This is a genomic window from Microbulbifer elongatus, assembly GCF_020524885.1.
GTDB classification, from domain to species: Bacteria; Pseudomonadota; Gammaproteobacteria; order Pseudomonadales; family Cellvibrionaceae; genus Microbulbifer; species Microbulbifer elongatus_A.
In genome coordinates this window covers 1-12,744 of the sequence record NZ_JAIVKJ010000003.1, presented here as the reverse complement: position 1 = coordinate 12,744, position 12,744 = coordinate 1, and the positions used below count along the sequence as shown (strand labels likewise).

Below are 12,744 nucleotides of genomic sequence, written 5' to 3'. Positions count from 1 at the left end.
CACCTTCCTTTAATGCCGCTTGCGGGCATTCTGGCGCGAGTATAGCGAGCAGAAATGATCCAGTGCGACAGTTATTTTCGGTTACTTTTCACTTGCTTGAGGGACGGCTCGAGGGTCGCCTCAAGGGACGTCTCAAGAAAGTCCGCAACGATGTGTGAGGTATGATCAAACCATGGCTGAAACAGCCAGAACGGATGTGGTGACACATCATGAGTCATCACTTTAGTGGGTACATTGTGCGCGGCCAGGCGATCGATGTACTGGTCGCGCCCGGCATGGAAACGGGGATGGCTGCTATTGATAAACAGTGTCGGGGGTGAACCGGCGCCAGCGTATTCCAGCGGCGATGCCTCGCGCCAGAGTTCCGGCACGTCTTCGTAGCGCCCCCCAAACCAGGCACCCGCAGCCGAGGGATTTTTATGGGGCGCATTTTCATACTTCAGGGCCATGGGCGTGGTAAAGCTCACCACGCCGTCCAGGTTCACGATGGCCTGAACGGAATCCTTGCTGATAGAGGCCGATGTTTCGTACACCTTTAGCCCAGGGGTCACGCCCACCAGCGTTGCCATCTGCGCGCCGGAAGAAGCCCCCAGAATGGCTATACGTTGAGGGTCAATGCCGTATTCGCCGGCATTATCCCGCAACCACCCAAGTGCGGCTTTCAGGTCCTGCACACCCGCAGGATACCGTGCCTCCGGGGAAAGCCGGTATTCCACTGTTGCGGAAACAAACCCCCGGTTGGCGAGATACTTCGCCATCGGCTCCTGCAAGTGGCGATTGCCTGAACGCCAGCCACCACCGTGAACCAACAGAACTGCCGGGCGCTTGGTGCCAGCGCCCAGGGATCCCGGCCGGAAAATATCCATGTGCAGGGCGCGCTCACCGACCTGTCGATAAACCAGGTCCCTTTCCACCAGATTGCCTTTCGCGAGTTCCACCCGGGCAATCGCGACAGGAAACTGCGGGTACTGTTTCCGGGCCTTCTCAAAGGCGGACTGGACATTGTAGGAATTGTCCACCGGGAAGCTGACCGCGGAATAGGTCAGACCGGGCTGCAGCAGCGCCAATGCGGCCAATGTCATTACTGACGAACGCATCCAGCGGAATCCCCGCTGCCCGGATTTATTCATATTCACACCGAGAGCTTGTCTCACGGCAACTTGCGGTGCCCGTCTTTGTGCTCTTCGACAGAATCCTCACCTGCCCCATGTTCACCGTCCTGCGCCTTGCTCTGACCCGGCTTTGTTTCCGAGGTCGGCGAGTCCGATTGAGATGCCTGATCGCCCTGGGTGGATTCCTCAATAGGTGCCCGGCGCAATACCAGGAACCCGGAAACACCCGCAATAATCGAAGCCAGCAGAACCCCGGCCTTGGCCTGGATCAGCATCTCGTTTTGGCCCGCAAATGCCAGCTCGGAGATAAAGATCGACATGGTGAAACCAATCCCACCAAGAAGAGCGACGCCAATAATGTGATGGAAGGTAGCGGACTTGGGAAGATCCCCCCACCCCAAACGCCAACCGATCCAGGTTGCGCCAACGATACCGATCAGCTTGCCGAACACCAGGCCACAGATCACACCGAGGGTGAGAGGATTGAATACCGCTTCGGAGCTGGTGAAGCTATCGATCGGGATACCGGCGTTGGCGAGCGCGAATATAGGCACCACAATAAATGCCACCGGCGTGTGCAGGCGGGTCTCCATACGCTGCAACGGTGATTGCACCAGATGAATGCCGTTATCCAGTGCCGTAACCCGGGCACGGAGTGCGTCGTTGGCAATAATCTTGTCGCCCGGGCGGAAGCAGCGGTCAAAACTACGAATGATGTCCTTCACAAAAGTACTGAAGGCAACTGGGTCGTACTTCGGTTTCGCGGGGATCGCCATCGCTGTGATAACACCTGCGAGCGTCGCATGCACCCCGGTGATATACAGGTCGTACCACAGCACGATACCCACAAATATGTAGGCAGGAGACCGGCGAACACCGGCAAACTTAAGCAGCCACAGAATCGCCACCAGAATGAAAGCGCCCATCAGCGCCAGCATATTCACCTTTTCCGTATACCAGATGGCAATGACCAGAATGGCACCGAGGTCATCCACGATCGCCAGCGCAACAAGGAAGGTGACTACGGCACGGGGTACGCGATTGCCCAGAATAGCGATACAACCGACCGCGAAAGCAATATCCGTCGCCATGGGAATACCCCATCCGCGCTCTGACGGTGTTCCCCCATTGAGCGCGTAAAAGATCAGCGCGGGTACGACCATACCGCCGATTGCCGCCATAATCGGCAGCACCGCATGCTTCATCTCAGAGAGCTCGCCGACGAGGAACTCCCGCTTCAATTCCAGACCTACCAACAGGAAGAAGATGGCCATCAGGCCGTCATTGATCCAGTGGTGGAAGCTCATGGAAAGCGACCACTCACCAAAGTTGTAACTGACCGGCAAATGCAAAATGTGCTTGTAGGCTTCCTGCCAGGGGGAGTTCGCAATAATCAGCGCGATAACCGCACAGGCCATCAACAGCAGACCACTGCTGCTCTGGCGATGGATGAATTCTTCAAATGGCGTGACCAGGCGGCCGAATGCGTTTTCCAACGGGGCTTCGAACACCTTCCCCTTGCGCACCCTGAACTTGCTCAGCATATTTTTCGCCATCTAAAGCCAACTCCTGTTATTCGGTTTCGAAATGATATTGCAGGTCTGACAGAGTCTTCTCTGTTTGGGGGGCAGAGGTTAGCATGGCAGCCGAAGCGACCACCATCCCCAGTACTCCATACTAAATGTCCCCAAACTATAGCGAGAGCCAACTATGATCCGTCTCGACCTGTTACTGGTCCAGCAGCAACTCGCCAGCTCGCGAACCCATGCTCGCAAGCTGATTGATGCCGGGCGCGTACTGATCGCAGACGGCCACCACTGGCGCCCCGCCACCAAAGCCAGTCAGTCCCTGAGTGAAGACACCCGGGTCCAGGTAGAAGCGCTCCCAGAAGACAAGTATGTCTCGCGCGCCGGACTCAAGCTGGCCGGAATCCTCGACCATACCGGCCTCGATCCCAAAGGCTGGCATGCCCTGGATGTCGGCTGCTCCACCGGCGGCTTCAGCGATTGCCTGTTGCAACGGGGGGCGGAACTGGTGGTCGGGGTGGATGTGGGCCACGACCAGCTGGCCCAGTCACTCCGTGAAGATCCGCGCATGCATCTGTTTGAAGGCGTGAACGCCCGTCACCTAACCGCTGGCCAGATTGCACCCTTTGGGGAGCATGGCTTCGACGCCATTGTGATGGACGTTTCCTTTATCTCGCAGACGTTGATCCTCCCCCAGCTGCCACCGCTGATGAAAACCGGCGGCCACCTGCTGAGCCTGGTCAAACCCCAGTTCGAGGTGGGCCCCGAAGGCATTGGTAAAGGCGGACTGGTCCGCGACCCGGCGCTTTATCAGGGTGTACAGGAAAAGATTTACGCGCTGTGTGACGAACTGGATCTCAAGATCCAAGACTATATGGAGAGCCCCATTACCGGTGGCGATGGCAACCGGGAGTTTTTGCTGTGGGCCCAGAAGCGCCAGTAAACCGCTCCGGCGGCGCTGCCGCGGATAGCTGGGGAGCGCTCAGGAAAGAATGGTTTCCAACTTCGCTTTAAAGCCGGACTTGGCCACTTCGGTGGGGGAACTGCGACGGAATGGACGCAAAACCAGATTACCCTGGCAGTTTGGGCATTCCTGCTTCAGCTCTTCCGTACACTGGGGGCAGAAAGTACATTCGTAGGAACAGATAAAGGCCTGATCGGAAAGGCCGAGCTTTGCACTACAACGCTCGCACGTGGCTTTCATCTTCAGCATTGTGATCCTTCTTTCTTACATGTTATCGGCCGAATAAATCTGACAGATCTCATGAACACCCGGCAGCTTCCGCCGCCGGGGTTACAGCGCTGATGAATCAGGCATGCAACGCGGACTCCGACAGGTGTCTAATCCGCGTCTAGCTGCTTGTCGGTCCGCGCCGCCATAATGAAATCATTCTTGTGCAAGCCACCGGCCTCGTGGCTCCACCAGGTCACTGTGACCTTGCCCCACTCGGTAAGCAGCGCCGGGTGGTGGCCCACCTCCTCGGCAATTTCACCAACCCGGTTGGTGAACGCCAGCGCCTGCTTGAAATTGCGGAACTTGAACACCCGCTCCAGCTGCATCACGCCATCCCGGGTAACCGGTGTCCAGTCCGGAATTTCCCGGATCAGTTCAGCCAGCTCCTCATCCGAGACCAGCGGTGCGTCAGCCCTGCAGGCTTCACACGCCTGTGCTGCCAGTTCTGTCATATCAGACTCCTTTGATAACAATACAAATATGTTCGGTTAGAATCGCGGCACTCGGCCACAAATTCAGGTTTTGCCACTTTAGCCCCCGGCCCAATGTGAAACAAGGCGACCTGGATCACACAAAATAAATGCCGCAACAAGCGATAACTATAAGTCGACTGTGCTAGTTTTTGAGCAGATTCCGCCAATAGTTCGAGATTCCCTATGAAGTACCTAATAACAGCCCTGCTGCTGGCCACCGCCCTGTATGGATGTGGAGAGAAAACAGACAACACAGGCACTGGCAAAGCCGACGCCAGCAAACTCTCCTCAAGCGAAGTGACCGCTAACCAGAAACCCGTCAGGGAAGCCAGCACAACAACAGAAAAGGAGTTCCAGCAGCTCAGCAAGCAGATGGTGGAACGCATGTGGCACCTGTTCCCCTCCTGGGCTATCAGCAATGGCTACTATCAGGTCGCCGAACGTCTCGAGGCACCGGACAATAACTACCGGCAAAAAGTACTCGGCTTTGCCCGTGAATACCGCAATGAGTTTTCACGCTTCAAGCCCGAGCAACTCAGCGACAATGCCAGGACAGACCTGGCGCTGATCCATAACTTTCTCGACGAAACCGTGTGGAAATTGAACGTTTTCAAGCCCCATGAGTGGAACCCTGCGAACTACAACGTCTCCCACGGTTTTGCCCTGATCCTCAATACAGACTATGCACCACTCGAGGACAGGTTGCGCTCGTTCAGCAATCGGATGCAGTTGGTTCCGGCCTACTACGCCGCCGCAAAACAGTCGCTCCAGAACCCGGCATCACCACAACTGATTCTCGCAATCCAGCAGAACGAGGGAGCACAATCCGTTTTTGGCGAAGATACGGAGAAAACACTGGCCACTAGTGGCTTGTCTGACAAGGAAAAAGAGCTGTTCAAAAGCCGTCTGGCGACCACGCGCGAGGCGATAGAAGACTATGTCGCCCACCTCCACAACCTGCACACAAAAATGGAAAAGGCGGACAGCTTTCACGATTTTCGCATCGGCGAAAAACTGTATGAGGAGAAGTTTGCCTACGACATCCAGATCGGCATGAGCGGCGAAGAACTCTACCAGCGCGCCCTGAAAGAGAAAGACCGTTTGCACCTGAAAATGGACGAGCTGGCAGACAAGCTCTGGCCAAAGTATTTTGAAACCGAGAAAAAGCCAGATGACATTCTGGAAAAAATTTCCCGGGTACTGGAGAAGCTTTCGCTGAACCACGCCACCAAGGAAGACTTCAAAGCCTCCGTGGAAGCGCAGATTCCCGAACTGGTGCAATTCGTTAACGAGAAAGACCTACTGACACTCGACCCGGACAAACCTCTGGTCGTGCGCACCACCCCACCCTATATGCGTGGCTTCGCCGTGGCCTCCATCAATGCCCCCGGCCCCTACGATACAGGTGCCAATACCTACTACAACGTCATGCCGGTAGAGGACCTGCCAGACGACCGCGCCGAGAGTTTTTTGCGTGAGTACAACACTTACCTGATGCAGATCCTTAACATCCACGAGGCCATTCCCGGACATTACACCCAGCTGGTGTACGCCAACAAGTCACCCAGCTTGATTAAAAACATCTTCGGCAACGGCGCCATGATCGAAGGCTGGGCTGTCTATACCGAGCGCATGATGCTGGAAGCCGGCTACGGGGACTTTTCGCCCGAACTCTGGATGATGTATTACAAATGGAACCTGCGCACCGTGGTCAACACCATCCTCGACTACTCCATTCAGGTCAAAGGCATGACCGAACAGGAGGCCATGGACCTGCTGATGAAACAGGCCTTCCAGCAGAAAACCGAAGCCATGGGAAAATGGCGCCGTGCCACACTGAGCCAGGTACAGCTCACCAGCTATTTTGCGGGCTACATGGATATCATGGCGCTGCGAGATGAAATCAAGGAGATTCAGGGCGATGACTTTGACCTCAAGAAATTTCATGAGAAGTTCCTGAGCTACGGCAACGCGCCTGTGCCGGTGATTCGGGAATTGATGCTGGCCGACATCAAGGCATAAGCATCCCGGAGAAATCAGAGCCGGTAAAACTTTACCGGCTCCTTAATTGCTTTCAAACAACGGCGAGTGACTCGGTTACTCTTCAACATATCTGGCACCTGCTCCGTGAGCTGGAAACCAAACTTTTCAGGAAGACTGGAATACAGCGACTTCGGAGGAAAGTAGTTTTTAATGCCCTTGAGACGCGCACCAGAGTCCGCGGTGTGATAGTAGATGTCCAGCGAACCGACTTCTTTGCGTAAAAATTCGAGCACTGCAGCCAAGGACGCTTCTGCCCATATCCCACGGTAGGGCTTTAAAACCTCATTTTCGTAACGGACAAACTCCTCGTATTGCCCTCGGAACTGTGGATTGCTCGCCTCTAGAGCGGCAACCCGCTCTTTTCGCAGGGATACCGTGAAGAATTTTGCCAGCCGCGCGGCATCACGCAGCCAATCATTTTGCACCTCCTCAATCAGGCACTCGCCACGGTCGAGATCTAGATCGAGTCGAACCCAGGACATGGTATATCCCCGCACGCGATTGACCGGGTGGCCGCTGTAGCCGTCAATATCTACCTTGGCATTAAAGTGCTGTCGCTCGTACTCGTCCAGAAAACTTAGATCCAACAGTTGTTCATAGACCCGATTGTGACGTCGCTCAAAGTTAAGCTGCAACACCAGGCTACCTCCCGGGCGAGAGGTCTGCTGACAACAGCGACACGATCGATACCACTTACCCAAAGACAGATTGAATACATACTGCTTGGGGTGATACACCGACACCAACTGGTCAAGACGCAATTTCCCGCTGCCGCAATCTGCAAGGAGCGATTTCAACAGGGGTTTGTGCAAAAATTTTGCCCAGCGCCCCTGCCGAAGCGCGTGCAGAGGCATCTCATCCTCCTTCGCTACTGAGAACTCTTCAGCAATGAGATCAAGGCAATATTTGTCTTTGAAATAGCGATAGGTGCGGCGGTGATTGCCAAGGCAATCCAACACCATATCCAGTTCTTGATTTTCCATAACAATTTTCTTTCGCAACGACGGGCAACGCCCGCCCTCCGGAAAGCCCTGAACTTAGGCCAAACGCACACGCGTACCGCCTAACTGGGCATACGTAAATTTTTCAGAGGGATTCCGCACTTGCGGGAAATGTCAGACTGCTATCGGAAAACTGGATCGGGAAGCGTTCAGCGAACACAAAGACCGCAACCACGCAGACCCAGCGCGACAGCAATTTCAAATTGTCTGAACATTCGAGCCTCCATTGGTTGGGTTAATTGGTTGAATTGAGAGAGTGCGCACTATACGCCGCAAAACTTTCAATTCAATGGGTGAGGGAAAAGTCGAGTAACTTTAAGCGCCGATTTATCGTATATCTGTATATGCGCAAGACCAGGCTCAGTGACATGGACGCAGTGCCCCCGGTCTCTTCTGTACAATCACGAACGCTATGCATCCACCATCTGCGCCGCATCTTGATAGATACGAAATCGAATGATACGCCGATCCTCGATATCCAATATCTGACAGGACCGTATCTCGAAATGCTTCGGATGCCCTTTGAAGTGACCGCGCCCCCGACATTCGACATAGGCTCCCTTCTCCGTCTCCGTACAGGAAAGAACTTCAAAGGACTCGACCCGATTTATCTGCCCGATGATAGAAAAAATCGCTTCACCTCGTCCAGGCCACGATATACACCGAAATGAGGGACCTCCGCGGGGCCGACAAGCTCCCACTCAATACGTGCGTCTAGTAGCGCATATATCGCCTGGAGGTCACCGGCGAGAAAAGCATCGTAAAGCTCCTTTGCTACAGCGCAGTTCGGTCTATCTTTTGGCATATGGCAAACCTTGGGCTAAGAAAGTGGCACAAAAAATCTGCTACTTAAGTCTAATAGCTTCCTCCATGCTTCCTCTCCAGATTTGAAGCTCCGAGCGCTAGCTCGGTATAACGTTAAATAGCGGAGAGAAAATAATGTCTAAATATTCATCGCTGTACCTTCTTCTAGCACTGTGTGTCGTGGCGGCGCTTCCAACCGAAAAGGCTCACGCAGCCTGCGTCGATAATGTCGTTTTGGTACACGGAAACACCGGCCAGCCATCAGACTGGAACAACACGTACAACAAACTGTTAGCCGAAGGATACGCATCCAGCCAGATCTATCGCCCAAGCTGGGGGACAAAAAGCTGCGCAGCATGCAATAACCACAGCGGCAGTGAAGAGACACCGGTGCGCGATGCCATCAATAGCGCTATTCAGAGTTCATGCACAGGAAAGATCGACGTGATTGGCCACTCCATGGGCGTTACCTTGGCCGCGAAGGTCATTATCGATCAAGGGCGTACAGGAAATATCGACTCTTTCGTCGGGGTTGCGGGCGCATACCGGGGACTTTGGAGCTGTGGTGTGTATCCCTTCAACGTAACGACCAGCACCTGCGGAACGAATGGCCTCTCTGTATCCAGCCCGTTTCTGGACTGGCTCTACGGACGCAAGATCGCCAACCGCGTCTATTCCATCAAGAGCTATGCCGACCAGATCGTTTGTGTCACTGGCACATGCCTCGTGAACGGTAAACACTCCAGTCGAATTCAGGGTGAAAACGCGAGTTACACCTACAACTATGGACATTTCGGCCTGCAGAAATACACGAGCAGCAAGCAATACTCTCTGATCAAGTAAATATCAATTTAAACAGATCTCATAAAAAAGGCGGGCCACCACATGGTGAACCGCCTTTTGCATGTCAGGTATCTCAGCTTGCATTACTTCGAATCACAATAGCGCCTTGTTATACCTGTCTCAGCGCGATACATTCAACGACCACACGATCAAATACAAGAGCAAGAGCCCCCTCTGCTTTAACATCTGGATCATATACTTCTGTGCTTTCCACACTTACGCTATTGGCGTACTTTTCTAAAGTAACTTCGAACATTTCAGTTGAAAGTGGTATCCATTTTCTAACTTCTTCAACATAAAGAACTTTGAAAAATCTTCGGCTTCACGATCTATGCAGCCAGAATCAAAATTCCCGCCGTCAGTAATATGATATTCAGTTTTTTACTTTCTTTGACCATCTCTTCGGCCATAGAGAGACTTGCACAAGATGCATTGATCGATACCACAAGACTGAAAATGATCGGCATTATTTTTTTCACTTGTATTTTTAATTTTCACGCATGTACTCGGTTTAGGGGCAGCTGGGGCGTACCACAAGCTATCCCAGCCGCGTTTTTCTCGGCAACTACAACCGCTTGTTAGCTTTTCTAAGCGGGCCAAAAAAGTACGCCTCGCATCGATTCTTCTCCATGTGCCTCAAAGTGCTTACATTCCTGAGTATTCACCGTACCGTAAAGCCAACCCTTCTCAATGCCTTTCGTACATTCAATTTTTTTGTCATCGATAGAAATCATTGATGTTTCTTTAAAATCGGAAAACAGTCTATTAATGGCGATTAATCCTTCATCCGGGGTACTTATGGAACGCGATCTTAATAGTTGATTCAATCTTTATATGAAGCGGACTTCAGAATCACGGTCACCCGTTAGATAAAAAAGCGGAACCAAAAGACCACTTTCGGAGGCAATGGTATGTTCCTGCCAATCGTCATTCTGAAGACTATAGCAAGAATATGTAATCCCTGACTCAAACCTGAGAATCAAGCCACAGGAATCACAATCCTCTAGATCAAACTCGAACATTCTCATATTCATAAGCTGTCCCGCGGAGGGCCGCAGGCCCGTAGCAAATTCCCCGGCCTTGTTAACCATTACCTAGCTGCGGGACCTGACTTCTCTCCGTACTTGGAGTGATCTACCAGGACAACCAAAATATCGTCTACTACTGCAGTACCATTTGAATCAATTTTTATAGACTCTCCATTGACCGTTAAATCAAAGTAATCGATGGAAGCTGATACTTTGGGCTCTGCTTGCTTTAAAGATATAGAAACACGCTTTCCATGCTTGGAATCCATAACGGTCATAAACTCAGCATCTGTAGAAATCTGGGTGGGTTCCATAAGCTCTTCAGCTAATTGATACACCACGATTGACAGGTCGAATGATGAGCTTTTCTTAAGATTTGGTTGAGATATTGCGGTCAGCGAGTAAACCAATGCAGCACCAACAACTAGAGCAAGTAAATGTGTAGATATCTTTTTAATCACTGAATTTTTTCCTTGTGACTGTTTACGCCCGGCTTTGGGGCGGACTTGGAGCTGCAAAGCAGCGGAAAGGCTGTCCCAGCCCCGCAGGGCAGATAACAGCCGCTTGTTATGTTTTTATTCGTAGAACTTACCTGCATGCAAGATATGGGCAGCTCTCTTCCACGGATTTTCCGGCTGGCTGGCGCTTGTTGAGTCTTCTATAGTTGCTTCACCCCACGCTAATGCCGCATCCAAAAAGGTGGAAATGCGCACATTCTCCCAACCATATGGTCCGGAGGTATAAGCTCTACCCGAATCTTCCCTCTGCTCATCACCGTCCCAGTCATTCATCAGGGCTTTCAGAAAGTTTAGAAAATCTCTCTCAGTTTCTACTTGGTCAGCCAAATCATACAAATCCCTTGTCACACGCCCTCCTATAATCTTTGAGAAAAAGATTACGCTAATCGCGACAACCACAATAATACCGAACAAAAACTCAATATTGTTCATGAATGTCCAATGGCCTAAAGGAAAATCAGATTACTCTGAAGCTATGAAAGTACTCTTCGAAACATAACGCCGCGAGCAGCGGCAGCTTGCTTTGGGCGCTTTATGCGCGAAAATTGGAGCGAAGCGACTTGCGCATAAAGAGCACAAAGTAAGCTGCCCGGCGGAGGCCCGCAGGGCCGGAACGAAATGCCTCGCCTTGTTATACGTTACTACACTCACCAGGCTCAATCGTACCCAGACCTTTTAGCTCAATTTTATTTATGTTCAGCTTTTTAAGGACAACATACCCATCAGCAACTTGTACAGGACCCGCACATGCATCTATAGCAAGAATAACACTCTCTAGGCCTTCTTTTTGTAGCTCTTTATACAATGACTCCGCATCGAATATTTTGGGCGAACCATTTATAGAAAAACTGGATTCATTCACATTTATTGTAAAATTTTCATCTGCGACAGCATTAACGCAAAAGCCCAAAATTAATAGAGCTAGGTACTTCTTCATACTTCCTCTAGACGTATAACGCCCGGATTTGAGGCGGACTTGTAGCTGCGAAGCAGCGGAAAGGCCGTTCCAGCCCCGCAGGGGCGATAACAGCCGATTGTTATAGGTCATGCCCACCCAACCAAAAATTCACTATAAGCCGAACAAAAACCCTTGAATTCAGACACTAGTTTCTTCCCACCTAAAGTAATAGTTCCCTCATGCGAGCAGTAGATTAGATTTTGAAGATGACAGTCGCAAGTAATCGTCTCCCAGAAATCATATGAAAATACAGAATATTCTAGCTCTTCCATATCAGGCCCACACTGGTCGAAGACATACATCCTTTGCCCAGAGAAAAACCTTGAAAAAAATACTCCAAGTTTTTTCTCGCTATATTTTTTCTTTAATTTTTGACTATCAAGCGCCAATACTAGAACATTGGGTTTAGGATCGAGAACAAGTGGATACCAGTAACCACCACTCCACCCCCACCTTTCTTTTGCGACCTTCCTAGCGCGATCGATCTTATCGCATACTTTTTCATGCCATTCGATATACACGTCAGGATTCCTATTTTTTGGCAGCAAATTAAGACCTATAACGCCGCCAGCAGGGGCAGCTTACCTTGTGCGCGTTTTGCGCAATAATGGGAGCGTAGCGACCTGCGCAAAACGTGAACAAGGTAAGCTGTCCCGCGGAGGGCCGAAGGCCCGTAGCAAACTGCCTGGCCTTGTTAGCAGTGGCTACTCGCTCTCACTTAGCTTCTTGAAATGGACTACTTCTTCTCCGCGTATTAGAAGGAGTGATTTTCCATTTCTTTGTACCTTAAATTTCCGAATGCCAGATCCAATAGATATAAATGATTCATGACCTGAATATTCTTCAAAAAAAGATACTTGATTTTCTAATAACTTATAACTCCCAATCTCTACCACCGGATTCCGTGGATCGACTCCATAGCAATCATTGAAAATTGTGTATCTCGATTCTTCAAGTTCAATTGCATCTGGACATTCAATCATATAGCCATCTTCTCCAACTTGAAGCCATGTATCGGCCAACAAATTTGGACTGAAGAAAAAAATGAAAAATAGGGAAATTATCAGTTTCATATGTACGGACTGTGGTCTTGCCCACAAAAAGTAGACACTCTAACTATGCGCATTTGCGCTCATACTCTGCCGGGCTCATATGGCCCAATGCGGAGTGCCTTCGAGTTCTATTGTAGAAAACCTCGATGTAT

General features: G+C 51.2%; 14 protein-coding genes. 3 read left to right on the top strand and 11 right to left on the bottom strand.

Annotated elements, in window-relative coordinates; translation table 11 throughout:
* Nucleotides 1–71: 71 nt before the first annotated feature.
* Nucleotides 72–1,130 carry an alpha/beta hydrolase gene (locus tag LC059_RS12165; protein WP_226704137.1) on the bottom strand — a complete coding sequence of 353 codons (1,059 nt, stop codon included), beginning with the start codon at nt 1,128–1,130 and terminating at the stop codon, nt 72–74.
* 20 nt (nt 1,131–1,150) lie between these two features.
* Nucleotides 1,151–2,668, bottom strand: a complete 1,518-nt coding sequence (gene nhaA / locus LC059_RS12160; RefSeq protein ID WP_226704136.1) for a Na+/H+ antiporter NhaA — start codon at nt 2,666–2,668, stop codon at nt 1,151–1,153.
* A 154-nt stretch (nt 2,669–2,822) separates the two neighbouring features.
* Here nhaA and LC059_RS12155 point away from each other — a divergent pair, with 154 nt between their 5' ends.
* Nucleotides 2,823–3,581, top strand: coding sequence for a TlyA family RNA methyltransferase (locus tag LC059_RS12155; RefSeq protein ID WP_226704135.1), 759 nt, complete (start codon nt 2,823–2,825; stop codon nt 3,579–3,581).
* 39 nt (nt 3,582–3,620) lie between these two features.
* On the opposite strand, the gene LC059_RS12150 is transcribed toward LC059_RS12155, so the two are convergent.
* Nucleotides 3,621–3,851, bottom strand: coding sequence for a DUF1272 domain-containing protein (locus tag LC059_RS12150; RefSeq protein ID WP_226704134.1), 231 nt, complete (start codon nt 3,849–3,851; stop codon nt 3,621–3,623).
* Nucleotides 3,852–3,979: 128 nt separating this feature from the next.
* Nucleotides 3,980–4,324: a 4a-hydroxytetrahydrobiopterin dehydratase gene (locus tag LC059_RS12145; protein WP_226704133.1), complete on the bottom strand. Its 345-nt coding sequence runs from the start codon at nt 4,322–4,324 to the stop codon at nt 3,980–3,982.
* A gap of 204 nt (nt 4,325–4,528) precedes the next feature.
* On the opposite strand from LC059_RS12145, the gene LC059_RS12140 reads away from it, so the two are divergent.
* A complete protein-coding gene (locus LC059_RS12140; RefSeq protein ID WP_226704132.1) occupies nt 4,529–6,367 on the top strand; it encodes a DUF885 domain-containing protein in 1,839 nt (612 codons plus the stop codon).
* A gap of 14 nt (nt 6,368–6,381) precedes the next feature.
* On the opposite strand, the gene LC059_RS12135 is transcribed toward LC059_RS12140, so the two are convergent.
* A complete protein-coding gene (locus LC059_RS12135; RefSeq protein ID WP_226704131.1) occupies nt 6,382–7,371 on the bottom strand; it encodes a hypothetical protein in 990 nt (329 codons plus the stop codon).
* 957 nt (nt 7,372–8,328) lie between these two features.
* On the opposite strand from LC059_RS12135, the gene LC059_RS12130 reads away from it, so the two are divergent.
* A complete protein-coding gene (locus LC059_RS12130) occupies nt 8,329–9,036 on the top strand; it encodes an alpha/beta fold hydrolase (RefSeq protein WP_226704130.1) in 708 nt (235 codons plus the stop codon).
* A 1,090-nt stretch (nt 9,037–10,126) separates the two neighbouring features.
* On the opposite strand, the gene LC059_RS12125 is transcribed toward LC059_RS12130, so the two are convergent.
* From LC059_RS12125 to LC059_RS18125, 6 genes are all read right to left on the bottom strand, one after another.
* Nucleotides 10,127–10,525, bottom strand: a complete 399-nt coding sequence (locus LC059_RS12125) for a hypothetical protein (RefSeq protein WP_226704129.1) — start codon at nt 10,523–10,525, stop codon at nt 10,127–10,129.
* Between the two features lie 114 nt (nt 10,526–10,639).
* The gene (locus tag LC059_RS12120; RefSeq protein ID WP_226704128.1) at nt 10,640–11,014 is read right to left on the bottom strand and encodes a hypothetical protein; all 375 of its coding nucleotides are present in this window, start codon (nt 11,012–11,014) and stop codon (nt 10,640–10,642) included.
* Between the two features lie 199 nt (nt 11,015–11,213).
* Nucleotides 11,214–11,519 carry a hypothetical protein gene (locus LC059_RS12115; protein ID WP_226704127.1) on the bottom strand — a complete coding sequence of 102 codons (306 nt, stop codon included), beginning with the start codon at nt 11,517–11,519 and terminating at the stop codon, nt 11,214–11,216.
* A gap of 107 nt (nt 11,520–11,626) precedes the next feature.
* A complete protein-coding gene (locus LC059_RS12110) occupies nt 11,627–12,061 on the bottom strand; it encodes a hypothetical protein (RefSeq protein WP_226704126.1) in 435 nt (144 codons plus the stop codon).
* Between the two features lie 183 nt (nt 12,062–12,244).
* Nucleotides 12,245–12,613: a hypothetical protein gene (locus LC059_RS12105; RefSeq protein ID WP_226704125.1), complete on the bottom strand. Its 369-nt coding sequence runs from the start codon at nt 12,611–12,613 to the stop codon at nt 12,245–12,247.
* 43 nt (nt 12,614–12,656) lie between these two features.
* The gene (locus LC059_RS18125) at nt 12,657–12,740 is read right to left on the bottom strand and encodes an IS3 family transposase (RefSeq protein WP_226704578.1); all 84 of its coding nucleotides are present in this window, start codon (nt 12,738–12,740) and stop codon (nt 12,657–12,659) included.
* Nucleotides 12,741–12,744 lie beyond the last annotated feature (4 nt).